General features: G+C 71.2%; 23 protein-coding genes and 1 riboswitch. Of the genes, 11 read left to right on the top strand and 12 right to left on the bottom strand.

The annotated features are described in order from the left end of the window. Nucleotides 1-13: 13 nt before the first annotated feature. The gene (pcrA, locus tag OOK07_RS26760) at nt 14-2,500 is read right to left on the bottom strand and encodes a DNA helicase PcrA (protein ID WP_266683989.1); all 2,487 of its coding nucleotides are present in this window, start codon (nt 2,498-2,500) and stop codon (nt 14-16) included. A 149-nt stretch (nt 2,501-2,649) separates the two neighbouring features. Further along, entirely contained in the window at nt 2,650-3,105 is a 456-nt protein-coding gene (locus OOK07_RS26755; protein WP_266798926.1) for a hypothetical protein, read from the bottom strand. Between the two features lie 568 nt (nt 3,106-3,673). Beyond that, nucleotides 3,674-3,829: riboswitch (cyclic di-AMP (ydaO/yuaA leader) on the top strand. Between the two features lie 8 nt (nt 3,830-3,837). On the opposite strand from OOK07_RS26755, the gene OOK07_RS26750 reads away from it, so the two are divergent. Beyond that, nucleotides 3,838-4,989, top strand: a complete 1,152-nt coding sequence (locus OOK07_RS26750; protein WP_266798924.1) for a C40 family peptidase — start codon at nt 3,838-3,840, stop codon at nt 4,987-4,989. A 98-nt stretch (nt 4,990-5,087) separates the two neighbouring features. Next, entirely contained in the window at nt 5,088-6,062 is a 975-nt protein-coding gene (locus OOK07_RS26745) for a tellurite resistance/C4-dicarboxylate transporter family protein (RefSeq protein WP_266798922.1), read from the top strand. On the opposite strand, the gene OOK07_RS26740 is transcribed toward OOK07_RS26745, so the two are convergent. Then, the gene (locus tag OOK07_RS26740) at nt 6,040-6,393 is read right to left on the bottom strand and encodes a hypothetical protein (RefSeq protein WP_266683982.1); all 354 of its coding nucleotides are present in this window, start codon (nt 6,391-6,393) and stop codon (nt 6,040-6,042) included. The genes OOK07_RS26745 and OOK07_RS26740 overlap by 23 nt on opposite strands. Before the next feature lie 450 nt (nt 6,394-6,843). On the opposite strand from OOK07_RS26740, the gene OOK07_RS26735 reads away from it, so the two are divergent. Next, nucleotides 6,844-7,914: a C40 family peptidase gene (locus tag OOK07_RS26735; protein ID WP_266683980.1), complete on the top strand. Its 1,071-nt coding sequence runs from the start codon at nt 6,844-6,846 to the stop codon at nt 7,912-7,914. 16 nt (nt 7,915-7,930) lie between these two features. Here OOK07_RS26735 and OOK07_RS26730 read toward each other — a convergent pair whose 3' ends face one another. Both OOK07_RS26730 and OOK07_RS26725 read right to left on the bottom strand, forming a co-directional pair. Beyond that, nucleotides 7,931-8,656: a LuxR C-terminal-related transcriptional regulator gene (locus tag OOK07_RS26730; protein ID WP_266519847.1), complete on the bottom strand. Its 726-nt coding sequence runs from the start codon at nt 8,654-8,656 to the stop codon at nt 7,931-7,933. After that, nucleotides 8,656-9,945, bottom strand: coding sequence for an ATP-binding protein (locus OOK07_RS26725; RefSeq protein WP_266683979.1), 1,290 nt, complete (start codon nt 9,943-9,945; stop codon nt 8,656-8,658). The genes OOK07_RS26730 and OOK07_RS26725 overlap by 1 nt, the downstream gene beginning before the upstream one ends. 179 nt (nt 9,946-10,124) lie before the next feature. On the opposite strand from OOK07_RS26725, the gene OOK07_RS26720 reads away from it, so the two are divergent. Next, on the top strand, nt 10,125-11,846 hold the full coding sequence (locus tag OOK07_RS26720) for a PspC domain-containing protein (RefSeq protein WP_266798919.1): 1,722 nt from the start codon (nt 10,125-10,127) through the stop codon (nt 11,844-11,846). Next, nucleotides 11,833-12,078 carry a hypothetical protein gene (locus OOK07_RS26715; protein ID WP_266683975.1) on the top strand — a complete coding sequence of 82 codons (246 nt, stop codon included), beginning with the start codon at nt 11,833-11,835 and terminating at the stop codon, nt 12,076-12,078. Before OOK07_RS26720 ends, OOK07_RS26715 begins: the two co-directional genes overlap by 14 nt. 68 nt (nt 12,079-12,146) lie before the next feature. Here OOK07_RS26715 and OOK07_RS26710 read toward each other — a convergent pair whose 3' ends face one another. Continuing rightward, entirely contained in the window at nt 12,147-12,677 is a 531-nt protein-coding gene (locus OOK07_RS26710; RefSeq protein ID WP_266683973.1) for a DoxX family protein, read from the bottom strand. Nucleotides 12,678-12,792: 115 nt separating this feature from the next. Next, nucleotides 12,793-14,076: a hypothetical protein gene (locus OOK07_RS26705; RefSeq protein ID WP_266683971.1), complete on the bottom strand. Its 1,284-nt coding sequence runs from the start codon at nt 14,074-14,076 to the stop codon at nt 12,793-12,795. Nucleotides 14,077-14,214: 138 nt separating this feature from the next. Here OOK07_RS26705 and OOK07_RS26700 point away from each other — a divergent pair, with 138 nt between their 5' ends. Then, nucleotides 14,215-15,108, top strand: coding sequence for a DUF4429 domain-containing protein (locus OOK07_RS26700; protein ID WP_266798916.1), 894 nt, complete (start codon nt 14,215-14,217; stop codon nt 15,106-15,108). Nucleotides 15,109-15,297: 189 nt separating this feature from the next. Here OOK07_RS26700 and OOK07_RS26695 read toward each other — a convergent pair whose 3' ends face one another. Further along, nucleotides 15,298-16,107, bottom strand: a complete 810-nt coding sequence (locus tag OOK07_RS26695) for a class II aldolase/adducin family protein (RefSeq protein WP_266683967.1) — start codon at nt 16,105-16,107, stop codon at nt 15,298-15,300. Nucleotides 16,108-16,225: 118 nt separating this feature from the next. On the opposite strand from OOK07_RS26695, the gene OOK07_RS26690 reads away from it, so the two are divergent. Together OOK07_RS26690 and OOK07_RS26685 are read left to right on the top strand one after the other, a co-directional pair. Continuing rightward, nucleotides 16,226-16,690: a hypothetical protein gene (locus tag OOK07_RS26690; RefSeq protein ID WP_266798914.1), complete on the top strand. Its 465-nt coding sequence runs from the start codon at nt 16,226-16,228 to the stop codon at nt 16,688-16,690. Between the two features lie 55 nt (nt 16,691-16,745). Further along, nucleotides 16,746-17,231, top strand: coding sequence for a pyridoxamine 5'-phosphate oxidase family protein (locus tag OOK07_RS26685; protein ID WP_266798912.1), 486 nt, complete (start codon nt 16,746-16,748; stop codon nt 17,229-17,231). A gap of 3 nt (nt 17,232-17,234) precedes the next feature. Here the strand turns inward: OOK07_RS26685 and guaA are convergent, their stop codons facing one another. Next, nucleotides 17,235-18,815 (bottom strand): glutamine-hydrolyzing GMP synthase, encoded by a 1,581-nt coding sequence (gene guaA, locus OOK07_RS26680; RefSeq protein ID WP_266683962.1) that lies wholly within the window; start codon nt 18,813-18,815, stop codon nt 17,235-17,237. A 384-nt stretch (nt 18,816-19,199) separates the two neighbouring features. Here guaA and OOK07_RS26675 point away from each other — a divergent pair, with 384 nt between their 5' ends. Next, a complete protein-coding gene (locus OOK07_RS26675) occupies nt 19,200-19,457 on the top strand; it encodes a chorismate mutase (RefSeq protein ID WP_266683961.1) in 258 nt (85 codons plus the stop codon). A gap of 677 nt (nt 19,458-20,134) precedes the next feature. Then, entirely contained in the window at nt 20,135-21,124 is a 990-nt protein-coding gene (locus tag OOK07_RS26670) for an LAETG motif-containing sortase-dependent surface protein (RefSeq protein WP_266798910.1), read from the top strand. Nucleotides 21,125-21,261: 137 nt separating this feature from the next. Here OOK07_RS26670 and OOK07_RS26665 read toward each other — a convergent pair whose 3' ends face one another. From OOK07_RS26665 to OOK07_RS26655, 3 genes are all read right to left on the bottom strand, one after another. Next, nucleotides 21,262-23,037 carry a GMC family oxidoreductase N-terminal domain-containing protein gene (locus OOK07_RS26665; RefSeq protein WP_266683958.1) on the bottom strand — a complete coding sequence of 592 codons (1,776 nt, stop codon included), beginning with the start codon at nt 23,035-23,037 and terminating at the stop codon, nt 21,262-21,264. 28 nt (nt 23,038-23,065) lie between these two features. Next, a complete protein-coding gene (locus tag OOK07_RS26660) occupies nt 23,066-24,679 on the bottom strand; it encodes a succinic semialdehyde dehydrogenase (protein WP_266798908.1) in 1,614 nt (537 codons plus the stop codon). 382 nt (nt 24,680-25,061) lie between these two features. Beyond that, nucleotides 25,062-25,967, bottom strand: a complete 906-nt coding sequence (locus tag OOK07_RS26655) for an MBL fold metallo-hydrolase (RefSeq protein WP_266798906.1) — start codon at nt 25,965-25,967, stop codon at nt 25,062-25,064. A gap of 116 nt (nt 25,968-26,083) precedes the next feature. Between OOK07_RS26655 and OOK07_RS26650 the strand changes: the two genes are divergently transcribed. Beyond that, the gene (locus OOK07_RS26650; protein WP_266683954.1) at nt 26,084-26,980 is read left to right on the top strand and encodes an AraC family transcriptional regulator; all 897 of its coding nucleotides are present in this window, start codon (nt 26,084-26,086) and stop codon (nt 26,978-26,980) included. Nucleotides 26,981-26,986 lie beyond the last annotated feature (6 nt).

Raw genomic sequence — 26,986 nt, 5'->3', positions numbered from 1 at the left:
AGGCCCGCTGTTCCTACAGCTTCTCCACCGGCGCGTACCGCAGCAGCAGCCGCTTCGGCTTGGCCTCGCCGAAGTCGACCGTCGCCTCGGCGTTGCCGCCCGTGCCCTTCACCGCCACGACCGTGCCGAGTCCGAACTGGTCATGGGTGACCCGGTCGCCGACCGCCAGCGAGACCACCGGCTTGTCGGAGGCCCGGCGGGTGGCGAAGCCGGACGCGCCCGATGCCGTCGAACGTGAGCGGGAGGACGACAGCGAGGCCGCCACTCCGGATGCCGGGCCGGAGGCGACCGGTGCGGTGGCGCCCGTCCGCTTCCAGTCGACGTGCTGCGCCGGGATCTCCTCCAGGAACCGGGACGGCGGGTTGTACGACGGCTGGCCCCATGCGCTACGCAGGGACGACCGCGTCAGATACAGCCGTTCACGTGCGCGTGTGATGCCGACGTACGCGAGCCGCCGCTCCTCCTCCAGCTCCTTGGTCTGGCCGAGGGCGCGCATGTGCGGGAAGACGCCGTCTTCCATGCCGGTGAGGAAGACGACCGGGAACTCTAGGCCCTTGGCGGTGTGCAGGGTCATCAACGTGATGACTCCGGAGCCGTCCTCGTCCTCGTCCGGGATCTGGTCCGAGTCGGCGACCAGCGCGACACGCTCCAGGAAGCCGGCGAGCGAGCCGGGCTCCTCTCCCTCACCGGACTCCTGCTCGAACTCCAGGGCCACGGCCGCGAGTTCCTGGAGGTTCTCGATCCGGGTCTCGTCCTGGGGGTCGGTGGAGGCCTGCAACTCGGCGAGGTAGCCGGTCCGTTCGAGGATCGCCTCCAGGACGGTCGCCGGGCCGACGCCCGACTCGACGATCGTCCGGAGGTCCTCCATCAGCGTGTTGAACTTCTTGACGGCGTTCGCCGACCGGGCGGCCATGCCGTACGCCTCGTCGACGCGCTTGAGCGCCTGCGGGAAGCTGATCTTCTCGCGCTGGGACAGGGCGTCGATCATCGCCTCGGCGCGGTCGCCGATGCCGCGCTTGGGCACGTTCAGGATCCGGCGCAGCGGCACCGAGTCCTCCGGGTTGGCCAGCACCCGCAGGTAGGCCAGGACGTCCCGGACCTCCTTGCGCTCGTAGAAGCGGACGCCGCCGACGACCTTGTAGGGCAGGCCGACGCGGATGAAGACCTCTTCGAAGACACGGGACTGGGCGTTCGTGCGGTAGAAGAGGGCGACGTCGCCGGCCTTCGCGTCGCCCGAGTCCGTGAGGCGGTCTATCTCGTCGGCGACGAACTGGGCCTCGTCGTGCTCGGTGTCGGCGACGTAACCGGTGATGCGCGCGCCCGCGCCGGCGTTGGTCCACAGGTTCTTGGGGCGGCGCGACTCGTTGCGCTCGATGACCGCGTTGGCCGCGGAGAGGATCGTCTGCGTGGAGCGGTAGTTCTGCTCCAGCAGGATCGTCGTCGCGTCCGGGTAGTCCTCCTCGAACTGGAGGATGTTGCGGATCGTCGCCCCGCGGAAGGCGTAGATGGACTGGTCGGCGTCGCCCACGACGCACAGTTCGGCCGGCGGGAGGTCGTACTCGTTGGGCGGTACGTCCTCGTCGTGGGCCGCCGTGCCGACGAGTTCGCGCACCAGCGCGTACTGGGCGTGGTTGGTGTCCTGGTACTCGTCGACCAGGACGTGCCGGAAGCGGCGGCGGTAGTGCTCGGCGACGTCCGGGAAGGCGCGCAGCAGGTTGACCGTCGTCATGATCAGGTCGTCGAAGTCGAGGGCGTTCGCCTCGCGCAGCCGCGACTGGTACATGGCGTAGGCCTGGGCGAGGGTCTTCTCGAAGCCGTCGGTGGCCTGGGCCGCGAAGTCCTCCTCGTCGATCAGCTCGTTCTTCAGGTTCGAGATCTTGGCGCTGAAGGACTTCGGCGGATAGCGCTTGGGGTCGAGGTCCAGGTCTCGGCAGACCAGGGCCATCAGCCGCTTGCTGTCGGCGGCGTCGTAGATCGAGAAGGAGGAGGTGAAGCCGAGCTTCTTCGACTCCCTGCGCAGGATGCGCACGCACGCGCTGTGGAAGGTCATCACCCACATCGCGTTGGCGCGCGGGCCGACGAGCTGCTCGACGCGCTCCTTCATCTCGCCCGCGGCCTTGTTGGTGAAGGTGATCGCGAGGATCTGGCCCGGGTGCACGTTCCGCTCGCCGAGGAGGTGGGCGATGCGGTGGGTGAGGACGCGGGTCTTGCCGGAGCCGGCGCCGGCCACGATGAGCAGCGGAGTGCCGGAGTGGACGACGGCCGCGCGCTGGTTCTCGTTCAACCCGTCCAGGAGCGCCGCCGCGTCGATCGCCGGGCGCGGGGCGCCGTCGCGGTAGTAGGCGTCCCGGTCCGGGGGCGCGTCGAACTTCCCGCCGAACAGATCGTCCGGAACGGGCTCCGGCAGGTGATCGTCCTCGGGCGGTGGCGGGGATTCTTCCTCGTGGCCGCGGGGGGCCTTGAGATCCGCCAGGAAGCTGTCGTCAAAGAGGCTGCTCATCGCCTTCCGAGTCTAGGGTGCCCCACTGACAGCCCGCCGCCACCCCGAGAACTTCCGCCGAATCGGGGGCCTCGCGCGCCTCGGCCTCAGAAGCCGAGGATCTTCCAGATCTGGCCGCCGGCGTCTTCTTGCCCTCCAGGACCGTGCCGTCACGGTCCGCGACCGGCCAGGCCGAGACGTAGACCGTGCCGCCCCCGGGTCGACGGCCACTCGACGATCTTGCGGCCGTCGGGGGATGCCAGGACGGCGTACGGGTTGGAGTCGACGGCCGTCTTGTGCGGGTTGCGCTTCGGCTCCAGCGCGGAGATGTCGGCGGCGATCCTCGTCCTGCCCCGGTCGATCGACAGCAGCTCGCCGAGCTTGTCCCAGGGCGGGGCAATAGGCACACCGGCTTCCGGCGGGGCCCAGGTCTCCACGCCCCAGACGCTGCCGTGGCGGGCCGAGCCGCCGTTCAGACCGACCGCCAAGCCGCCGTCGGGCGCACCGGCCGAGGGCAGGCCGTCGACCAGGCGGTGGCGCTTCCAGGCACCCCCCTCCCGGAAGACCTTGCTGACCGCCGCCGTCAGGCCGATGCAGGTCGGGCCCTCGGTCCCTCGCCGAGGCACTTCTTGCCGCCCCGGCCGGCCTCGGCGACGTACAGATGACCGGCGTCGTAGGCGAGCCGGCGCGGATTGTCGAGGCCTTGGCGATCACGCGGATCGCCGGCTTGCCGCCGGAGTGGCCGCCGGAGGCGCTCGCGGGTGCGATGCCCGCGGTGGCGGCCAGGGCGACCGATGTGCCGATGTGCCGATGTGCGATGTGCGATGTGCCGATGTGCCGATGTGCCGATGTGCCGATGTGCCGATGTGCCGATGTGCCGATGACGAGTGTTGCGCCCCTTCCTCACGGCCGTACCCCCGCACCCGCCCGGGGCGTCCGACCGCGACTGGCTGGAAGTTAGCGCCAGGAAGCGGGCGCACTCCGCTATTCCGGTCAAAGTGCGCGCACATCTGCGCAGATCTGCGCAGATACTTCCGGAAGGACCCCGTCGCGCGACACTCTGACCCAAGGTCACGAAAATGTATCGGGCATATCGAACATCAACCTTCACACGGGCCACACGAGTTGGCTACCGTTCCGAGCAGGCCGCACGACACCCACCGGCGACCGTCGCCGGGCCGCGCAGCCTCCGTCGAGTCCGGTGTGCCTCCGCGCATCCGGAGCCGGGGACCCACCGATCCCGGGGTGAATCGGTCCGACTCCCTTCCGGGGCTCGGACCATAGGGCAACCCTTCCGAACCACCCGCCCGAACCCGACAGCTAACTCGGTAGGCGGAACGTGGAAGGAGTCGCCTCCCTTGGCGTCGCACCGCAAGTCACGCCCCTCTGTTACGCGCGTAGCGGGCATACGCACCCCCGCTCTCGCCACGGCCGCCCTCACCTCCGTGGCCCTGCTGTCCCAGTCGGCCAATGCCGCCCCCGCCGCCGACGGGCAGCCCAGTCTCGAGGAAGTCGAGAAGAAGGTCGACGACCTCTACCGCCAGGCGGAGTCGGCCACCGAGAAGTACAACGCGGCCAAGGAGAAGACCACGACGCAGCACAAGCGCGTCGACACCCTCCTCGACGATGTCGCCCAGCGCACCCAGAAGCTCAACGCGGAGCGGGAGGAACTCGGTTCCTACGCCGCTGCCCAGTACCGGACCGGCGCCGCCGCACCCGACACGGCCACCTTCCTGCTCGCCGACTCTCCGCAGGACTACTTCGACCAGACGCAGCTGATGGGGCGGCTGACCTCCCGCCAGAAGAGCGCGGTCGACGACTACTTCACCGAGCAGTCCGCGGCGATGAAGAAGCGGCAGGAGGCCTCCAAGAGCCTGGAGACGCTCACCGAGACGCAGAGCGACCTGCAGACGGCCAAGTCGACGGTGCAGACCAAGCTCTCCGGCGCGCGCGAACTGCTGTCGAAGCTGACCGCCGAGGAGAAGGCGCGGCTCGCGGCCATCCAGCAGAAGAAGAAGCAGGAGGCCGCGCGCAAGGCGGCCGAGCTGGCCGAGCGGCAGGCGGCCGAGCAGAAGGCCAAGGAGGAGACCTCGGCCGGCGGGAGCGGTTCCTCCGCGAACTCGGGCAGTACCTCCGGCACCGGCTCCTCGGCCACGAAGGCCGAGAAGACGCTCGCCTTCGCCCGTGCGCAGGTCGGAAAGCCGTACGTCTGGGGCGCCACCGGCCCCGGCTCCTACGACTGCTCCGGCCTCACCCAGGCCGCCTGGAAGGCCGCCGGCGTCAGTCTCCCGCGCACCACCTACGACCAGGTGAAGGCCGGCACCACCGTCCCCCTGGCCGACGCGCAGCCCGGCGACCTGGTCTTCTTCTACGACGACATCAGCCACGTCGGCATCTACATCGGCAACGGCATGATGATCCACGCCCCGAAGCCCGGCGCGTACGTCCGCGAGGAGTCGGTCTACTACGGCGGCGAATCGATCATCCACAGCGTGGTGCGGCCGGCCTGACGCACCCGGGAGCGGGGCACGCGCGCGTGCAGGTGTTTTTGGACCCGCGCGCGCGTGCCCCGCGCCCCTCGGCAGCGGGGCTCCCTAGGCTCGGCCCCATGTCCGCCTCCTCCGCTTTCCGCACCTGGTGGGAGCAGCGTTCGCCGACGGCCGGGGCCGCCGTGATGGCGACCGGCGTCATGTCGGTCGGGCTGCATCTGACGGGGTACGAGGCGTTGTCCCGGATCGCCCTGGTGCTGGCCTGTGTCGCCTGGGCGGGGCTGGTGGCGGACTTCGCCGCGCGTCTGGTGCGGGACCGGGAGAGGTGGCTGGCGGAGGCGCGGACGCCGGGCTCGCTCACCGCCGTCGCGGCGACCGCCGTACTCGGGGCCCGGTTCTCCGACCTCGGACGGCAGACCCTCGCCGAGGCCCTGCTCGCGCTGGCGGCCGTGCTGTGGCCCGTGCTGCTCGTGGACGTCGTACGGCACTGGTGGCATCGCATGCCGGGCTCGGTGTTCCTGTGTTGCGTGGCCACACAGGGGCTCGCGGTGCTCGGCGCCACGCTCGCCGCAGCCGAGACGACGGCATGGCTCGCGCACGCGGCACTCGTGCTGTTCTGGCTCGGGCTCGTGCTCTACGGCTTCGCGCTGGCCCGCTTCGATCTGCGGCAGATCACTCAGGGCCACGGGGACCACTGGGTGGCGGGCGGCGCGCTCGCCATCTCGGCGCTCGCCGGATCGAGGCTTCTCGCCGCGGACAGCGCACGCCTGCATCTGTGGAACGACGACGACCGCGGCGTGCTGCGCGCCGTCACCTTCGCGCTGCTCGTGCTCGATGTCGCCTGGTACGCCGTACTGCTGGTCGCCGAGGTGCTCCGGCCGCGGCTCGGCTACGACGCGCGCCGCTGGGCGACCGTGTTCCCGATGGGGATGACGGCGGCGGCCGTGCTGTCCGCCTCCGCCGCCCTCGACGTCCCATGGCTCGACGGGCCCGGGCAGGTGCTGCTCTGGACCGCCGTGGCGGCGTGGGTGGCCGTCGCCGCGGGGGCCGTCGTGTCGGCCCGCGTCGGCATCAGGTCCACAGCACCGCGATGAAGATGTTCGCCGTGGTGAGCAGGCCCACCACCCCGAACATGCTCTTGTCCACCGTCTCGTCGTCCCGCTTCACATAGACCAGGCCGAGGATCACGATCAGCAGGGCCAGCTTCAGGCCGATCTTGATGGTGTTGACGTGATGGTCGTCGGCCTGGTTGAGGCCGACCAGGATCGCGCCGGTGACCAGCATCGTCAGCGCCCCGTGCAGCATGCCGGGGACGAAGCGGGCCGTGCCCTGCCCCATCGCCTTCATCTGGGTGAGGAAGCCGCCGAGCAGCGCGGCGATGCCGATGATGTGCAGGCCGACGAAGAGATGGATGAGTACGTCCATGAGGCCGGAGCTTAAACAGGGGCGCACGGGGCCTCCGACACCGCCCCACCCATCACCCGTGGACCGTGCGTCTGTGCGGCTCGGCGGCTCATAGCAGCTCACCATCGGACGTGGCCCCGGAACCGTCACTTCGGTCAGCGGACTGCGTGAAGTCGACGGCAGGGGCTGCGGATCACGGACGCATACGGTCACCCGGCGATCCGCCCGGGGCACTTCCGCACATCGCGTTACCGAGCCGAGACCGTCAGGTTTAGCGTCCTCCACCAGGTGGCCGGCTTCCCACCGCCGCCCGGGCCAGGGGCGGCAGTCGGACACCACCGCCGAGAAGGTCCGGCGGCAGCCCGTTCCCCCTGTGCGGGCCGCCGCCGGACGCGTAAGCCGCTCGGAACAAGTCGGGACGGGGCGGACAAGGCGGAACAAGGCGGCCCTACGAAAGGACGTGCAGTCCACGTGGCAGCGCACCGCAAGCCCAGCCGGCGCTCGCTCAGCGGCAGTTCGGCCCGGACCGCGTTCACGATCGCGCTGGCGGGCGCCGCGACCGCGACGGGCTTCGACGGGACCGGGCACGCCGCACCGGAGCTGACTCCCGCGCAGGTCAAGGCGAAGGCGGACAAGCTGTACCAGGAGGCGGAGGCCGTCACCGAGAAGTACAACGGGGCGAAGGAGAAGGCGGACACCGCGGAGCAGCGGCTGTCCACGCTGCGGGACGAGGCGGCACGCAAGACCGACAAGCTCAACTCGGCGCGCGAGGCGCTGGGTTCGATGGCCGCAGCGCAGTACCGCGACGGCGGCCTCGACCCGGCGCTGCAACTCGCGTTGTCCAACGACCCGGACCGCTACCTGGAGGGAGCCGAGTTCGTCGACCGGGCGGGCACCCGGCAGGCGGCGGCCGTCGCGGGCGTACGGAAACAGCTGCGGGAGATCGAGCAGCTGCGCGGGGCCGCGCGCATCGAGCTGGCCGCGCTCAAGTCCCGGCAGGCGGAACTGAAGCGGTACAAGGAGACGATCACCGGGAAGCTGGCAGCGGCACGGCGACTGCTGGCTCGGGTCCCGGCTGCGGAACGCGCTCGCCTCGGCCTCGGCGAGGACGGAGGCACGCGTGCGTCACGGTCCGGCCCGGGTACGGGGACCGGCCTGGAAGCGCCCGGTTCCGCGACCGCCGAGGCGCCCGGCTCCCGTGCCGCGGCCGCCGTCTCGTACGCCTACGCCAAACTCGGCAGCCCCTATGTGTGGGGCGCGACCGGCCCGGGCTCCTTCGACTGCTCGGGCCTGGTCCAGGCCGCCTATCGCTCGGCGGGCATCTCCCTGCCCCGCACGACCTACGCCCAGATCGGCTCGGGCCGGCGTGTCTCCCGCTCCGAACTGGCCCCGGGCGACCTCGTGTTCTTCTACTCCGGCATCAGCCATGTCGGCATCTACGTCGGCAACGGCCAGATGATCCACGCCCCGAATCCGTCGGCTCCGGTGCGGCTGGCGCCGATCGACGAGATGCCGTTCGCCGGCGCCACCCGGGTGGCGTGAGCGTCCGAACCGGTGCTCAGACCAGCCGTCGCGCCGTGGCCCACCGGGTCAGCTCGTGCCGGTTCGACAGCTGCAACTTCCGCAGGACCGCGGAGACATGGGACTCGACCGTCTTCACGGAGATGAAGAGCTGCTTGGCGATCTCCTTGTACGCGTATCCGCGTGCGATGAGCCGCAGCACCTCCCGCTCCCGCTGGGTGAGGCGGTCCAGGTCCTCGTCGACCGGCGGGGCGTCCGTGGAGGCGAAGGCGTCGAGGACGAACCCGGCCAGGCGCGGGGAGAAGACGGCGTCGCCCTCCTGGACGCGGAAGACGGAGTTGACGAGGTCCGTGCCGGTGATCGTCTTGGTGACATAGCCGCGCGCACCGCCGCGGATCACGCCGATCACGTCCTCCGCCGCGTCCGACACGGACAGCGCGAGGAAGCGGACCGGCTGCTCGGCGTCGGCCATCAACGCGGCGCAGCGGCGCAGCACTTCGACCCCGCCGCCGCCCGGAAGATGGACGTCGAGAAGGACCACCTCGGGGCGGGTCGCGGCGATGACCGTGACCGCCTGATCGACGTCGGCGGCCTCGCCGACGACCTCCACGCCGGTCTCGTCGGTCCGGCCGATCTCGGCCTGGACGCCGGTACGGAACATGCGGTGGTCGTCCACGAGGACCACACGCACATGGCGCTCGCCCGCGCCGCCCGCAGCCGTCGGCTCAGTAGGCTCCGCGTTCGCCTCGGTCGGGTCGCTCATCACGTCTTCTCCGCCCTCTCCATCTCCAGCTCGACCTCCGTGCCGCCGTCCGGCACCGCGCGCAGCCGCGCCGTGCCGCCGTTGCGCTCCATGCGGCCGATGATCGATTCTCTGACGCCCATGCGGTCGGCGGGTATCGAGTCCAGGTCGAAACCGGGGCCGCGGTCCCGGACCGACACGAAGACCGTCCTTCCCTCGACTTCGGCGTAGACCTGTACGGCGCCGCCGTCGCCACCGTACTTGGCGGCGTTCACCATCGCCTCGCGCGCGGCCTGCATCTGTGCGCCGACGCCGTCGTCGAGCGGGCAGTCGCCGACGATGACGACCTCTATGGGGACACCGTGCTTGTCCTCCACCTCCGCTGCGTTGCGCCGCACCGCGTCGGCGAGCGTGGTGGGTTCGTCGGCCTCGTCCTTGCCGGTGCCCTCGGGCTTGTAGAGCCAGGTGCGCAGGTCGCGCTCCTGGGCGCGGGCGAGGCGGCGCACCTCGTTCGCGTTCTCCGCGTTGCGCTGGATCAGGGTCAGGGTGTGCAGCACGGAGTCGTGGACATGGGCGGCGACCTCGGCGCGCTCCTGTGCGCGGATGCGCATCAGCCGCTCCTCGGAGAGGTCCTGGGTCATACGGACGAGATACGGCCCCGCGAGGAGCGTTATCCCGACGAGGACCGCGAGGGCCGCCTGCAGGACGGAGCCGAGGTGAGCGGCGGAGCCCTGCAGCACGAAGACACCGGAGACGCCCGCGGTGACGAGGAGGACACCGCCCGCCGCACGCAGCAGGGTGAGCGTGCGCCGTCGGCTGCCGACCTCGACCCAGCGGGCCCGGCGGGCGTTGTCCGCCTGGCGCCAGACGAGGGCGACGCCCGCGCCGACGAGGACGACGGGCCAGAGGTAGACCTTGGCGCCACCGCTCAGATTCACGTTGCCCACGAAGACCAGGGCCACCACGACCATGAGGAGCAGCGCGACGATCTGACCCCGGTCCGGCCTGCGGGCGACCAGTCTGCGGCGGCCGTCGGGTGAGGTCTCGGTGCCGACCAGTGACGGGGATCTCTGTCCGCCGACGCCGCCGACGCCGAGCGGCACGAAGAACCAGAACGCGGCATACAGCAGCGCGCCGAGGCCGTCCGCCATGAACAGGCCCACGAAGACGAGGCGCACCCAGATGACGGGCAGCCCGAGGTGCCCTGCGAGCCCCCGCGCCACGCCACCGAGCCAACGTCCGTCGCTGCTGCGGTAGAGCTTGCGCGGCGGCCGCGGTTCGACGAGTGGCGCTGCGGCGGCTTCCGGCATGGCATCGATACTCACACGGTCGGCGGACCCGGGCATCAGGGTCGACCCCCGAGACTCCCCTGATCTTCGAAGCAGGGCCGCGTCGAACGCCTCCCCGGCGCCGGCTCAGGGGCGATATCAGGGTCCGGCCAGGGTCGAACCGACTCCCGCCCGGGCTGCCCGGCCGTCACCATGGACACATGACAGATCACGAGCGCGCCGCGACGGGTCCGGGACCCGGCTCCGGCCCGCGCCCCGCTCCGGGCGCCGGGCCGCAGGACGCCGAGCGCGCCGCGGACGCCGCACCCGCGGCCGGGGCGGGACCCGGCAGCGAGGCCGGGACCGGCGCCGCTCCGGACCCCGGCAGCGGAGGAGGACCCGTCGCCGGGCCGAACCCCGGTGCCCAGCACAGCCCCGGTACTCGTCCGGACCCCGGTGCCGCCGCGGCAGATCCCAGTGCCCGGCCGAACCCCGGTCCCGGGCCGGACCCCGGCACCCGGCCGGGCCCCGGTGCTGGAGCTGCCCCAGACCCCGGTACCCCTGCCGACTCGGCATCCGGTGCCTCCTCCGGCACCGGCGCGGATTCGCGCGCGGGCGGGCGGGCGGGGGCGCAGAGCGAGGGGGGGCCGGACGCCAAGGCCGCCGCGGCCCCCCGCAGGCTCCGGCGCGACCGGCGGTACAAGACGCTGGCCGGGGTGTGTTCCGGGCTCGGGCGGCAGTGTGACATGGACCCGGTGATCTTCCGGATCACCCTCGTCGTGCTCTCCATGACCGGCGGCATCGGCCTGATCTTCTACGGCTTCGCATGGCTCCTCGTCCCGTACGAGGACGAGGAGGAGAACGAGGTCCGCAAGCTGCTGACCGGCCGAGTCGACGGCCAGGCGCTGACGGCGGTGCTGTTCGCGCTGGTCGGCTGCGGCGTGTTCCTCACCATGCTGAGGAACGGCAGTGTGCTGGCCTTCGCCGTCGTCCTCTCCCTGCTCCTGGCGGGCGCCGGCTACTGGTCTCGGCAGCGCGGCGCTCCCGACCCCGACCCGCTGGCCGCCCAGGCCGCCGCCGACGCCCCGCCGGAGGCGCAGGCCCCGCCGGTACCCGCCTCCTACCCCTCCTGGTGGCGCGACCCCATCGTCAAGGACGGCACGCATGTGGGCGGCACCGGCTATCTGTGGGGCCCCCAGGACTCCCGCGACCGGGACATCGCGGCGGCGGTCAACATCAGCCTGGGCAACTCCTGGACCGACCGCGCGGCGTCCATACGGACCCCGCGCATCCCGGCACCGAAACCGCGCGGCCCCCGCTGGATCGGCGGCTGGGTCTTCCTGCTGGCGGTGGGCGCCGGAGCCCTCGGCACGGGTCTCACGTGGGACGACCACGCGCTGGGCACCAGCCTGCAGACCGGGCTCGCCTGCGCGCTGACCGTCTTCGGTCTGGGCATCGCGTTCAGCGCGTTCCTGGGGCGCACGGGAGCGGGGTCGGTCTTCCTGGCCATCGTCACGGCGGCCCTGCTCGGCGCGTCGGCCGCGCTGCCCAAGGACATCGACACCCACTGGGAACGCCTGGCCTGGCAGCCGGCCGCGGTCGCGGACGTACAGCCGAAGTACGAGCTCGGCACCGGCGTCGGCACGCTGGACTTCAGCAAGCTGAGCGTGGGCAAGGGGCGGACGGTGAGCACGGACGCCTCGGTCGGCGCGGGCCGGCTGAAGGTGATCGTGCCGAAGGACGTCACCGTGCAGCTGAGCATCCACGTGGGGGTGGGCGACATCCAGCTGCCGGGCGACAGGCAGAAGGACGTGGACGTGGAGCCGGGCAAGCACAAAGAGGTGACCCTGCCACCGGTCGCGCGCGGCAGGAACACCGGCACGATCGATCTCGATCTCCATGTCGGCGTCGGACAGGCGGAGGTGGCACGTGCTGCGTCATGAGTTCCAGCCCGGGAAGCTGGTCGCCGGTTTCTTCCTCGCCCTGGCGGGCGTCGTCTTCGCCGGTGACGCGGGCGGCCTGTGGGAGACGCCGTGGTTCGCGGTGATACCCGTCGTCACGGGCGGACTGTGTCTCGCCGGGGCAGTCGGGGTGGTGAGCCGGGCCGTACGCCGGCGACGGGCCGTAGCACGGCCCATGGACACGGCGCACACGCCGCTGGACGCATCGCGCTGAAGAGGTCGGTGGCGGAGCCTCCGGGTCACCCCGGGACTCCGCCACCGCTGGCCCCCACCGACCGGGAACTACCGGTAACTTCCGGCCCGCTGCCTTCGCCGCGCGCGGAGTGCGGCGTCCAGGGAGAACACGGAGGCGCCGGCGAGGACGAGGGGGATCCAGGCCATCAGATAGGCAAGATCATTGCCGTAGTAGTACGGGTCGGAGGACCAGCTCACGGTCAGCCACAGGCTGAGGGAGATCAGCGCGCCGCCGAGCGCGGCGAGGCGGGCGAGCAGACCGATCAGGGTGCCGATGCCGACGGCCAACTCGCCGAGGGCGATGGCGTAACCGAAGCCCACGGGGTTCTTCAGCGCCATGTCGACCAGGGCCGGGATGGCGGAGGAATTGCGGACGCCGCGCATCATGTCGCCGATCGAGCCACTGCCGGAGTCCTTCATGAACGCGCTGTTGGTGAGTTTGTCGAGGCCGGCGTAGATGAAGGTGACGCCGAGGAAGACCCGGAGGGGAAGGAGGGCGTATCGGGTGGCGGAATCGCGCCAGCTCCGGTGGCCGTCGAGATAGGGGGTGTGCGTGTCGGTGCGCATGCCATGAGTCATCGCTGTCGCCTCTCACCCGCTGTGCCGGGACCGCTCACAAGACGATACGTACGTAAGGGACGGTGCGCTCAGTGCGTTCGTACCGGTTTCGGCGCCGGTGCGGGGCCAGTGCTCCTCAGTCCGTCACGTCGATCGCGTATCTGTTGGTCTCTACCCCCGCTGCCGTCACTACTTGCACCTCGACCCTCCCCGGTTCCACGTCCGCCGGTACGGGGACGGTCAGTACCGCGTCCGTCGGGTTGCTGAAGCCGCCGGTCACCGGGACGAGCGGCACATGGACGTTGACGGTGCCGATGCGGACCACCATCCGCGTCAGCCGGTCGGCGCCGTGGGTGCCCGGGGGGACGAAGCCCGCGCCGCGGATCTCGATGTCGTCGCCCGTGCGGATGGGGGCGTCGAGGTCGCCGGCCTCGCGGGCGCGCACCACGGAGAGGATCACGGGGCGGCCGCCCTCCGCGTACTTGCCTGCCACATAGGTCGCCGCCGACACCAGCACCAGCACCGCGAGACCCCACGGAAGGTCCGGCAGCTGCTCCGGGCGCCGGGCGAGCCGCACCGCGGCGAACAGCAGGGCGACGGTGCTGATCACGACGTACTGGATGTCGGCGAAGGCGCCGCGTCCCGCGTCGTCGGTGAGCAGGTCGGCCGCCCGGGGCCGGTACGCCCGTACCTTCTGCAGCCGCTGGCCGAGGATCCGCAGCCCGACCACGCGCCGCACCAGCACCGCGATGCCGCACACCACGGCGAGGACGGTCACGACACCGGCGGCGCGGGCGAGTTCGAGGCCGGAGATCAGCGCGTCGCGCTCCGCGTGGTCGGACGCGGCGGCGAGGCGGCCGACCAGGACCAGCACGGCGTAGACGATGAGCAGCACCCAGGCCGCCGCCACCGTGCGGGAGGTGGACAGACGGTTGTCCTCGCCGATGACGGGAGCCAGTACGCCGCCCCGCGCGCGGTGGAACCACGATGCCGCGGTCAGCGCACCACCCGTGATCAGGGCCGCCAGCAGACCCGCCGTGCGCGCCGTCGTCCAGCCCGCGCCGATCGCGGTCAACGACTGCACCAGCAGCAACACGACCACCAGTGACCACACCGCGCACACCGTCCGCCGCCACAGGCGGGCCAGCCAGGCCTCGCCCTCGGCGCGGCCCCGGTCGGCGACGAGTCCGGCGGACTGGCTGAGTTCCTCCGAAACCCACTGGCGGGAGGCCGAGGCCGAGTGGGCCACCGCGGCGGGCACGCCCTCTCCGGCCGCGAACCCGTCGCGCATCAGAAGGAATTCGGCGACCGCGCGCCGGTGCCCCTCGCGTGCCCCGTGCGGGCAGTCCCCGCAGGTGCAGCCGCCTCCATGGGAGCCTCCCGGCACGTCCGCGCCGCCTCTCGCCTCCTGCACCGCCACGCCCGCCGCCCGCCTTCCCGCAACCCCCGTGTGATGACAGCGAATTGTGCCCTACGCCACCCCGCCCGCGTCCGGCAGGTCTGGTCAGCGCGGGGTGAAGCGGGTCCGCCGTGTTGACCCTGCTGCGAGAATTTCCCTATGGCCGAGATCATCCAGCGGGACGGGACCTGGGCCTTCGACGGCACCACGGTCAGGATCACGCCGGGTCTGCACCGCTCCGTGCCACTGTTCCGGCAGACGTACGGGGAGGTGGCGGTGCCCCTCGAAGCCGTCGCCGGCGTGGTCTTCGAACCCGAACGCAAGCGCGGACGGCTGCGGATGCGGCTGCGCGAGGGGGCCGACCCGTTGCTCCAGGCGACCGGTGGGCGGCTGCCGGACGCGGCCGATCCGTACCGGCTGCAGGTGGACGTGGACCGTGCCGGGGTCGCCGAGTACGTCGCCGAGGAGATCCGCCGGGCCCTCATGCTGGACCAGGTGCCCAAGGAGCCGGCCAAGGCGTACCTGCTGCCGGGACCGCCCGTTCCGGTCTCGGTCCGTTCCTCCGACGGCACCGTCTCCTTCGACGGCAACCAGGTGCGCATCGACTGGGCCGACACCTCCGAGCGGGTCAAGCGGGCGACCGGGCCACGGATCATCACGGTCGGCGATCTCGTCCAGGTGGAGTGGCTGCCCAACTCCGGCTACGAGGACGGCTTTCTGCGGTTCGTGACCCGCGAGACGGTCTTCTCCAAGCTGCCGCCGGAGAAGGACCCCTACGCCCTGGACCTGTGGGGCAGCGCCCGCCGCGACCTGCTCACCGCGCTCGTGGCCACCGCGATCACCGCCCGCCTGCCGCACCCGTCCACCCGCAACGGGGGCGGGTACGACGAGCTGGGGGCCCGCCGGACGTCGGCGCCCGCCGTCCCGGCCCCCGCCGACCACCACGACGTACTCCTGCGGCGCCTGCGGGAGTTGGGCGACCTGCACCGGGACGGGGTGCTCACGGACGAGGAGTTCGCGATGACCAAGGCGGCCGTACTGCGCGGCTTCTGAGCCACCCCGGCCGGGCCCCGGCCGGGAACCGGAGCCGGGAACCGGAGCCGGGAACCGGAGCCGGGAACCGGAGCCGGGAACCGGAGCCGGGAACCGGAGCCGGGAACCGGGACCGGAGACCGGGACCGGAGACCGGGACCGGGGCCGGAGACCGGGACCGGGGCCGGAGACCGGGACCGGGGCCGGAGGCTAGCTCAGCAGATCGGGTTCGCTGCGGCTGATGTCCTGCCACAGCGGCTGGTAGTTGATCCATGCCACCAGGTCGCCGCCGAGCTGTTCGCGGGTCGCCGTGGCCAGTCGGTGGTCGATGAGGAGCGGGCGGCCGGCCGCCTTGGCGGTGAGCTGCACCTGGGCGGACCGTTCCATCGACACGAACCACCAGGCGGCCGCGTCCACCGAGTCGCCGACCGTGAGCAGCCCGTGGTTGCGCAGCACGAGCGCCTTGCGGGAGCCGAGTGCGGCGGCGATGCGGCGGCCCTCCTCGGCGTCCACGGCGACTCCGGTGTAGGCGTCGTAGAGGGCGTGGTCCTCGTAGAAGGCGCAGCTCTCCTGGGTGATCGGGTCGAGCAGGTCGCCGAGTGCGGACAGGGCCCGGCCGTGCACCGAGTGGCAGTGGGCCACGGCCACGACGTCGGGGCGGGCCGCGTGCACCTGGGAGTGGACCGTGAACGCGGCCTGGTTGACGTGATAGCGGCCCTCGATCACCTGCCCGTCGGAGTTGGCGAGAACCAGGTCGCTCACGGTGACGTGCCTGAAGGACATCCCGAACGGGTTGACCCAGAAACAGTCGCTGTACTCGGGGTCGCGCGCCGTTATGTGCCCCGACACGCCGTCCTCGAAGCCGAGCCGTCCGAAGATCCGCAGGGCGCCCGCGAGCCGCTCCTTGCGGTGACGGCGTTCGTCGTCGACCGAATCGTGCATGGGCGGCATCGCGAACCGCAGCCGGTCGTTCGGGAGGGCGGGGGGCGGAGTGGGCGTGCCCCCGGGGGTCCCGTGCATGTGTCCTCCAGCACTGGGTTGCTTTACGGGGCGGAAGTTACCCTCAGTCAGCTCAGGAGAACAGAGATGTTCTGTAAAGATGACGCGCGCAACCGTTCCGGGTGCTTGTGGGTCTGGAGTGCGGAACCACAGGTTCAGCACCTGTTTTGCGGCCCAGCAGCGCGCGGCGGCAAACATCACCACGTTCGGGCAGGTGGGCGCGGGCGGACCGGTGCCCGGCATGTACCTGAACTCGCTCACCCCGGTCCCCGAGGCACAGGCGGACGTCGACCTGCTCACCGCGCTGGTCCGCTACGACGCCCTGGTCGAGGCGGGCAACCGCCGGCAGTTGCCGGCCATCGGCTGGGGCTCCGGCGCGGTGTGCCTGCTGCTGGCACTGCTGACCGGCGTCTACGCCGTCCTGCTGCCGCTCGCCGTGCTGCTGCCGGCGATGATGTTCGGCGCCCTCCGCGTCAACACGGCCCGGCGCGCGAAGCTGTCCCGGCAACTGACCGCCGCCGGGTGCACCCAGGTGCGGGACGACGCGGGCCGCGAGCGGTACGTGCGGCCGGTGCCGTTCGGGGCGTCCTCACAGCAGGCGTGACACCCTGCGCCGATACCGGACAGCGGATGTCGGGTATCGGCGCCACACTCGCCGTATGACAGCGAACACGGCAGCCAACTGGGCCGCTTTCACCGGGGCGGAGCCCGCACTGGCGAGGATCGCGGAGGACCGCTTCGGCGCCTTCACCCATCACGTTCTCGCCACGCTCCGCGCGGACGGCTCCCCGCGCACCTCCGGCCTCGAGGTCCGTTTCCTCGACGGCGAACTGTGGCTCGGCATGATGCCCGGCTCGCTCAAGGCCCTCGACCTGAACCGCGACCCGCGCTTCACGCTCCAGGCGAACCCGGGGCCGGGCACCGGGATGGGCGGCGGTGACGTACGGGTCGGCGGGCTGGCGATCGGAGTCGAGGACGGCGAGGCGAAGAGGGCGTACGCGAAAGAGGTGGAACCGCCGGAGCCGTTCCACCTCTTCCGCACCGAGCTGACCGAGGTCGTACGGACCTACGTCGAGGACGACAAGTACCTGGTCGTCGAGGTCTGGAAGCCCGGCAAGCCCCTGCGCACCGTCAGGCGCACCTAGGGCCTACTCCCACTCGATGGTGCCCGGCGGCTTCGAGGTCACGTCGAGGACGACTCGGTTGACGTCCGCGACCTCGTTCGTGATCCGCGTCGAGATCTTCGCGAGGACGTCGTAGGGCAGACGCGACCAGTCGGCCGTCATGGCGTCCTCGCTCGACACCGGGCGCAGGACGATCGGGTGGCCGTAGGTGCGGCCGTCGCCCTGGACGCCGACGCTGCGGACGTCCGCGAGCAGGACCACGGGGCACTGCCAGATGTCGCGGTCGAGGCCGGCCGCGGTCAGTTCCTCGCGGGCGATGGCGTCGGCTTCGCGCAGGAGGTCGAGACGCTCCTTCGTGACCTCGCCGACGATGCGGATGCCGAGGCCCGGGCCGGGGAACGGCTGGCGCTGGACGATCTCGTCCGGGAGCCCGAGTTCCTGGCCGACCATCCGGACCTCGTCCTTGAAGAGCTTGCGCAGCGGCTCGATGAGCTGGAACTCGAGGTCTTCCGGCAGCCCGCCGACATTGTGGTGGGACTTGATGTTGGCGGTGCCGGTGCCGCCGCCGGACTCGACCACGTCCGGGTAGAGCGTGCCCTGGACCAGGAACTCCACCGCCGGACCGGCGTCCGCGATGATCTCGGCCTGCGCCTGCTCGAAGACCCGGATGAACTCGCGTCCGATGATCTTGCGCTTCTCCTCGGGGTCGGAGACGCCCTTCAGCGCGCCGAGGAAGCGCTCCTCGGCGTCCACGACCTTCAGCTGTACGCCGGTCGCGGCCACGAAGTCCTTCTCGACCTGCTCGGTCTCGCCCTTGCGCATCAGGCCGTGGTCGACGTACACGCAGGTCAGCTGGGAGCCGATGGCCTTCTGGACGAGGGCGGCGGCCACGGCGGAGTCGACGCCGCCGGACAGACCGCAGATGGCGCGCCGGTCGCCGACCTGCTCGCGGATGGCCGCGACCTGCTCCTCGATGACGTTCCCGGTGGTCCAGGACGGCGTGAGCCCGGCACCCCGGTACAGGAAGTGCTCCAGCACCTGCTGGCCGTGCGTCGAGTGCATGACCTCGGGGTGGTACTGGACGCCGTACAGCTTCTTCTCGTCGTTCTCGAAGGCGGCGACCGGGACGACGTCCGTGGACGCCGAGACGACGAAGCCTTCGGGGGCGGCGGAGCAGGCGTCGCCGTGCGACATCCACACCGACTGCTCGTCCGGGGTGCCCTCGAAGAGCGTGGAGCCCGACTTGGAGACGTGCAGAGCCGTACGGCCGTACTCGCGGGCGCCGGTGTTGTCGACCGTGCCGCCGAGGGTCGTGGCCATCAGCTGGAAGCCGTAGCACATGCCGAAGACGGGGACGCCGGCCTCGAAGATCGCGCGGTCGAGGCGCGGGGCGCCCTCCGCGTAGACCGACGAGGGGCCGCCGGAGAGGATGATCGCCGCCGGGTTCTTGGCGAGCATCTCCGCGACCGGCATGGTGCTCGGCACGATCTCGCTGTAGACCCGGGCCTCGCGGACGCGGCGGGCGATGAGCTGGGCGTACTGCGCGCCGAAGTCGACGACCAGGACGGTGTCGGGAGCGGCTGCAGCGGGGGTCGCTGATGACACGGGGTGCCTTCCGGCGGTCGGGCGGGGGTCTGTGGTTACCGATTCTAACGGGGTGCGGGACGGTCACCTCCCGTGAGCCGGGGCTGCCGCTCCCGGGCTCCGGCTTCGGCCTGACGGCCCCGTCCTCGAACGCCGGTCAGGCCGGATGTGACCGACACCGCTTGGAGGGACGCCGCCAACCCGTGCATACTGACCCCATGCTCACGCATCCGACCTTCCGCTTTACCTATGGCATCCGGCCCGCTGGCTGCCATGGTCGTGCTGCTTGAGCTACTGACAAGCGACTTCCCAGGCGCCCCGGGCCGACAAGGCCCGGGGCGTCTGCCGTTTCCGGGTCCTGTCGCTCCGGGGCGCCCTCCGAGCCATCCGACAAGGAGCCCCGACATGACCGCCACCACGCCCGAGCAGACCATCGCCGACGCCCGGGAGCGCATCGACGCCCTCGACGACCGGATCCTCGGCCTGATCCAGGAACGGGTCGCCGTGTCCGCCGTGGTCCAGGAGACACGGATCTCGTCCGGCGGCCGGCGCGTGAACCTGTCCCGAGAGAACGAGATCCTCGGCCGCTACAGGGACGCGCTGGGCAAGCCGGGCACGGCGCTGGCGATGACGCTGCTCGAACTGTCCCGCGGGCGGATCTGAGTTCGAGCCCCCTCTCACCCGTACGGCGCGTGACCGCCCCGCGAACCGCTTCGTTGGTGCTGGTGTCCGTGCCAGCCAGGGGCGGGCCCGAAAGAACCACGCGTGGCTTGCTGGAGCGATGAGACGTACGGGTCGTGCCGCACGTCGTGGGACCTCGTTCCAGGGTTGTGGCCGGACGGCAGGGGACAGCAGCCCGGTCACCCAAGTAATCGGCCGGCTCCGGGGACGCCCGGGGCCGACCGGCGGAAAATGCAAAAATGCACGACCCTGGGTCAAACGGTTGCGTACGTCCCGTACATCCAGCACGATGCGTAGAAAGCCCCAAGTCCCGCCGCAGGCAACTGCATTGCTTGCACTTCCGCACCGCCAGAGGTCGAGACCATCCGTGCGCCCCAGCTGCGCCGGGGAGCCGACCCAGGGCACACAGGACAAGCGGCGCAACCCCCCGGCGCCGCTCCCAGGCACCGGCGCTGCCCTGACGTCGGTGCTGACGGAGAAGGGCCCCGCGGCCCCAGCCCGCGGGGCCCTTCGCATGCCCGGAGAGTGGTGCAGGCCACATAAGGATTCTGTCAGTGTCTGCACAACCTTTCACATGCCTCACGGATCCAACTTGCGAACCAGGGCCACACCCGCGCCCCACACGCGGAGCCCTTCCACTGGACTCCCTTGAGGTTTTCATGAAGCTTCGTCGTGTGATGGCCACTGCGGCCGCGACGGCTGTCATAGCGCCCCTCGCCCTGCTCTCGGCTCCGGCGGCGTTCGCCACGGACGAGACTCCCAGCACGTCGACGAGCAGCCCCGCCGCCGCCGACACCACTCCCGCCGCGGACCAGACCACCCCAGCGGCCGAGGACAGCACCCCCGCGGCGGACGCGAGCACCCCCGCGGCCGACGAGAGCACTCCGGGCGGGGACGAGAGCAGCGCAAGCGCGTCTGCCTCGCCGAGCCCCAGCGAGAGCACCCCTGGTGGCGCCGAGCTCTGCGTCGACGAGAACGGCGACAGCACCGCCGAGCTCAGCTCCAACCTGAAGAGCGGCCTGTCCGGCCTGCCCGACACGATCGTCGCCGGCAGCGGCTGGACCGGGTTCTCCTTCAATGTCACCAACCACGGCGACGAGACGATCAAGGACATCAAGCCCCTGATCGGCGTCGCCGCCGTCGGCTGGGAGGACGCGCAGGACTACTCCGGCGAGATCAAGGTCCAGGTCTTCGACAAGTCCTCCAAGTCCTGGCGGACGATCGCGGACGCCGCGGGCGAGGGCGGCACGTTCACCGCGTTCTCGCTCGGTGCCGGCCAGTCGGTCTCCTACCAGCTGCGCCTCAGTGTCAGCGGCAAGGTGCCGGACTCCCTCGGGCTGACCGGCGGTCTCGCCGAGTACGCGGACGACAAGGGCTGCTGGGTCGCCGACGACCCGAACGGCTGGGTCTACTTCTTCGACATCCTGGCCGCCGGCTCCGACGCCGGAAACCCGAACGACGCCAAGCCGCAGACCGGCGGCGTGAAGGACCTCTCGGACGTGAACGACGTGGCCGCCACCGGCAGCCTCGCCGAGACCGGCTCCAGTTCCGCGCTGCCGATGATCGGCCTCACGGGCGGTCTCGCGGTCGCCCTGGGTGCCGGTGCGGTGTTCGTGGTGCGTCGGCGCAAGGCCGGCACGCACGCGTAACCAGACCTGCTGAAAGAAACGGAAGGACCCGCACTCGGAGGGGGGTGCGGGTCCTTCTGCTTCTCGCTGCTGCCTGTCCTGCGTCTCTGCTTCTTCGGCTGCTTCGGCTGGTTCTTCTGTTTCTTCTGTTTCTTCGGCTACTTCTTCGGCATGGCCGGCATTCCCAGGAAGGGCAGCTTCAGCGCGCCGAAGGCGTCCGCAGGTACGGCCGGGGTGTTCGGCTCCACCGGCTTCAGGCGCTCGTACGCCGCCCCCTGCTCCGGACGCGGGTCCTCCTCGCCCTTGTTGGGCCAGTACGACATCGCGCGCTCGGCCTGGGCGGTGATGGTGAGGGACGGGTTCACCCCCAGGTTGGCGGAGACCGCGGCGCCGTCGACGACCGAGATGCCGGGGTGGCCGTAGAGACGGTGGTACGGGTCGATCACGCCGGTCTCGCGCGAGGAGCCGATCGGGCAGCCGCCGAGGAAGTGGGCGGTGAGAGGGGTGCCCATGAGTTCGCCGACGTTCGAGCCCGCGAAGCCGTTGATGTCGGCGGCGATCGCCAAGGCGCCCTCCGAAGCGGCCCTGATCTGCTTGGGGTTGGGGGCGCCGTGGCCCTGCCGGGCGGTGAGCAGGCCCTTGCCCACTCCGTCCGGTTTCAGGTACGTCGTCAGGGAGTTGTCCAGCGACTGCATCACCAGGCCGATGATGGTCCGCTCCGACCAGTGGTGATTGGAGAGGGAGCGCAGGACGAGGAGGGGGTGGCGGGCCGCGTTCCGCAGCCAGGCCAGCACCCGCGACGAGCCCTCCGCGTACGGCACTTGGAGGATGGACAGGCCACCCATCGAGTTGGAGCCCTTGCCGTAGCGGACCGGCTCGATGTGGGTGTTCTCGTCGGGGTGGATGGACGAGGTGATCGCGACACCCTGGGTGAAGTCGACCTTCGCCGCGCCCGTCGCCCTGCGGTACCGGCGGTTGTCCGTCTGCGCGCCGACCAGTGCCTCGGAGTTGGTGCGGGTGAGTTCACCCAACCTGCCGGAAATGTACGGGAGTTGGCCGCCCGCCTTCATCCGGTGCAGGAGGGTCTGGGTGCCGTAGGTGCCGGCTGCCAGCACCACGCGCCGGGCCTTGAAGGTGCGGCCCTCGGAGTTCTTCTTCTCGTCCGTGGGGAGGGTGGCGATCGCGTAGCCGCCCTGGGAGTCGTCCGTGACCGACACGACCGTGGTCATCGGGTGCACCACCGCGCCGGCCTTCTCGGCGAGGTACAGGTAGTTCTCGTTGAGGGTGTTCTTCGCGCCGTGACGGCAGCCCGTCATGCACTCGCCGCACTCGGTGCACGCGTTGCGGGCCGGGCCCGCGCCGCCGAAGTAGGGGTCGTTCACCTGCTCGCCGGGGCGGGCCTTCGCCGTGCCCTGAGCGTCCTTGCCGTCTCCGAAGAAGACACCGACCGGCGCCATGTGGAAGGTGTCGCCGACGCCCATCCGCTCGGCGGCCGCCTTCAGGTGCACGTCGGACGGGGTCATCGTCGGATTGAGCCGCACACCGAGCATGCGCTGTGCCTGGTCGTAGTACGGCTTCAACTCCTCGTGCCAGTCCGTGATGTCCCGCCACTGCGGGTCGTCGAAGAACGGCTTCGGCGGCACGTAGAGGGTGTTGGCGTAGTTGAGGGAGCCGCCTCCGACGCCGGCGCCGGCCAGGACCATGACGTTGCCCAGCAGGTGGATGCGCTGGATGCCGTACATGTTGAGCCGGGGGGCCCAGAGGTAGTTCCTGAGGTCCCAGGAGTTCTGGGGGAGGGTTTCGCGGGTGAACCGGCGGCCGGCTTCCAGGACACCTACGCGGTAGCCCTTCTCGGTGAGGCGAAGGGCGGTGACGGAGCCGCCGAAGCCCGAGCCGACGACGATGACGTCGTAGTCGTAGGTGTCCTGTGACACGTGCTCTCCTCGTTGAGAACGGATGGTCCTACTTGAAGCGCAGGGCCTTCATCAGCCGGAGGCTGCGGCTCATGAACTGCGCGTACTTCTCGTCGTCCATGCCCAGCGAGGGGGCCATCGGCAGCAGGCGCTGCTGGGCGACCGTCTGGGCCTCCGTGTACTTGAGGATGCCTTCCGAGCCGTGGCGGCGGCCGAGGCCGGAGTCCTTCATGCCGCCCATGGGGGACTGGACGCTGCCATAGGCGGGTGCGTAGCCCTCGTTGATGTTCACGGTTCCGGTGCGGAGGCGGGAGGCGACCTCGCGGCCGCGGCTGCCGCTCTTCGTCCAGACCGAGGAATTCAGGCCGTACGGCGTGGAGTTGGCGTGCTCGACCGCCTCGTCCTCGCTCTTGAAGCGGTAGATGGAGACGACCGGGCCGAAGGTCTCCTCGGTGCAGACCGACATCGGCTCGGTCACGTCGTCGAGGATCGTCGGCTCGAAGAAGTACGGGCCGATGTCCGGGCGGGCGACGCCGCCCGCGACGACCTTCGCACCCTTGGCCACGGCCTCCTCCACGTGCCGGGTCACCGTCTCCAGCTGGCGCTCCCCCACCAGCGAGCCCATGTCGGCGCCGTAGGCGAGGGACGTACCGAGCCGCATCGCCTTCGTGCGGGTGGCGAAGCGGTCCAGGAAGGTGTCCGCGATCGACTCGTGAACGTACAACCGCTCGATGGAGATGCACAGTTGGCCCGCGGAGGAGAAGCAGGCGCGCACCGAGCCGGCGGCGGCCTTCTCTATGTCGGCGTCCTCCAGGACGAGCATCGCGTTCTTGCCGCCGAGTTCGAGGGAGACCCCGATCAGACGGGCGGCGGCACCCTGGGCGACCTCGCGGCCGGTGCGGGTGGAGCCGGTGAAGGACACGTAGTCGGCGCGCTTGACGAGCTCCGGGCCGACGACGGGTCCCTCGCCGAGGACGACCTGGAAGACGGCGGCGGGGAGCCCTGCCTCGATGAGCAGGTCACGCGCCCACAGTGCGGTGAGGCAGGTCTCCGTGTCGGGCTTCATCACCACCGCGTTGCCCGCCACGAACGCCGGGAGCGCGTCGCCGACCGACAGTTCCAGGGGGTAGTTCCAGGGGGCGATCTGGCCGACCACACCGCGCGGGTGGCGCAGTTCGGCGACGCGGGTGAGGGTGGGCATGGCGCCCGCGTGCCGCTTGGGCTTCAGATAGGCGGCGGCCCGGCGGCCGTAGTGGCGTGCCGCGATGGCGACGGCCAGGACCTCCTCGTGGGCGTGCAGCCTGGCCTTGCCGGTCTCCAGCTGGATCAGGTCGAGGACCTCGGCCTGGCGGGCTAGCACCAGGTCGTGGAAGCGGAGCAGTACGGCCGCGCGCTGCCGTACCGGTGTCTGCGCCCACACCGCCTGCGCGGCACGGGCGGCGTCGAAGGCCTTGGCCACGTCCTCGGGCGTGGACTCCGGCAGGTCGGCCAGCTTCTCGCCGGTGAACGGCGTGTGGTTGGCGGTGCGGCCGGAGCCGACCACGCCCTTGGTGAGCTGGGCGATCAGCTCGGGCGTCACCACGTCGGCGGCGGTACGGGCGCCCTCCGGAGCGGGGGCGAGGGGATTCGTGCCGGTCTTGGCCGGGGCTTGCGCGTCCGTCATGAGGCGCAGGGTATGCCGGTGCGGAGGCTTTGGGTACCCGTCGGTAACGCGGCTTCACGCAGTGCACACACGCTGCCAGTGGGCACTGGCAACGAACGCACTGATCAGGGCGTTGGGCGGTGCGGCGGAGGTGGGTTTCAGCTTTTCGCGATCACGAGGCCGTCATGTGCTCCCTGAACAGGGTGCCCTTCTTCTCGGCCGGTGTGCCCTTGGGCATCCCGACACGCAGTGCGCGCATGCGACCTCGTCGGTGCGGTCATCAGCCCCACCACCCGGGCCGGGGAGTCCTCCAGGCCGTGGGCGGTGCCGGCGAGGACCGCCCACGCCCGTGGACGGTGGTGCGGGTGTGTACTGCGTCCCCCGCGCCCCCGTCGTCGCCCGGCTACAGGGTCCAGCCGCCGAAGGCGAACGAGGCCCCCTGCCGCCGCACCTCCACCACCCCTGGCCCGCCGAAGTGCGCGGGGATCACCAACTCGCCCTGTTCCGCGGCCCGTTCCAGGACGCGTCGGCGCTCGGCGGCCGCCCGCTCGGGCTCCAGGCAGAAGCAGCTGCTGAACTCCGGGTGCAGGATCTGGACCGGGCTGTGCAGCAGATCGCCCACGAAGACGGCCTGTTCGCCGCCGGAGGCGACGCGCAGGACGGACGAGCCCGGGGTGTGCCCGGGGGCGGACTCCAGGGTCAGGTGCTCGTCGATGCGGTGCTCGCCGTCCCAGAGCACGGCCTGTCCGGACCTGTGGACGGGCGCGATGCTGTCCTCGTACATCAGGCGGTCGTCGGGCCGTACGTCACCGCCGTACCCGCCGTCCGGGCCGAAGTGGTGGTCGTCGGCGGCCGGGAGAAGGTACCTGGCGCGGGGGAACGTGGGCACCCAACCGCCGTCCACGTCATGGGTGTTCCAGCCGACGTGGTCACCGTGGATGTGGGTGTTGACGACGACGTCGACGTCCTCGGGCCGTACGCCGGCCCGTGCCAGGCGCGCCGGGAGGCCGAACCCCTGCTGCCGGTGGAAGAGCGGATTGCCGGGCCGCTCCCGCCCGTGCCCCACCCCGGTGTCCACCAGCACGGTGCGCCCGCCGCTGCGCAGCACCCAGGCCTGCAGGGCAATGACGGCCCGGTCGCCGCCGGGCTCCCAGTGGTCCGGCGCCAGCGCCTCCCGGTTGTCCTCCCACACCTCGGGTGCGACGCCCGGCACGAGGGCTCGGGCGGGGGCGTAGGGCTCCTGCCACTCGACGATCCGGAGGACCTGGACGTCACCGATCACGAAGCTCTGCGTGGTTTCGTCAGCCATGCCCACGACGGTACGAAATCCGACTGAGCATTCCAATGCCTGATCTGCTCTTCTGGATACGCATACGTCTCATGCGCGACGCTCTCTCGGTTCGGGTCGGAGTAGGCTGCGGAGCCATGGACGTGGTGAGCGACGCGATCTCCGCCGTACGCATCGGACAGCCTTCCTCGAACCGGCTGCGGGTCGGCGGCAGTTGGTGCACCCGGTTCGCCCCGTACGAGGGGGCGGGCTTCCATGTCGTCCTCGCGGGCAGCTGCTGGCTGCGGCCCGACGGGGACGGCGAACCGGTGACGCTGGGTGCCGGGGACGTCGTACTGCTGCCGCACGGGGCGGGTCATGTGCTCGCGGACGCGCCCGGCGACACGTCGAGGGCGGTGCCGTTCGAGGAGATGTGCCGGCCACCCGCCGATCCGGCCGGGCGCGAGGTGGAGCTGCTGTGCGGCAAGTACCGCCTGGACCACAGCCGGGTCCATCCCCTGCTGGCGGAGCTGCCGCAGGTCGTCCACCTGCCCAACCGGGTGGGCGCCCACCCCGAACTCCGGTCGGCCGTTGACCTGTTGGCCCGAGAACTCGACGAACGCCGCCCGGGTTCCTGCCTGGCCCTGCCGAGCCTGCTCGACCTGCTGCTGATCTATCTGGTGCGCGCCTGGACGACGGAGTCGGACACCGGTTCCTGGCCGGCGGTCCTGAGCGACCCGGTGACCACGGCCGCCCTGCGCGCGCTGCACTCGGACCCGGCCGCCCCCTGGACCAACGACAGCCTGGCCGCGGAGGCGGGCGTGTCACGGGCGACGCTGGCGCGACGGTTCACGGCGCTGGTGGGCCGCCCGCCGATGGCGTATCTGACGTGGTGGCGGCTGACCCGCACGGCCACGCTCCTGCGCGACACCGACGCCCCGCTGGCCTCGGTCGCCCGCGATGCGGGATACAGCAGCCCGTACGCGCTCTCGCACGCGTTCAGCAGGGAGTTCGGGGTGACGCCGGGCAAGTACCGTGCGGGTGTTCGGGGTTGAGGGCGG

The organism is Streptomyces sp. NBC_00078, from assembly GCF_026343335.1.
Taxonomy (GTDB): Bacteria; Actinomycetota; Actinomycetes; order Streptomycetales; family Streptomycetaceae; genus Streptomyces.
The sequence above is the reverse complement of the archived record's forward strand: the minus strand, read 5'-3'. Positions and strand labels throughout refer to the sequence as shown.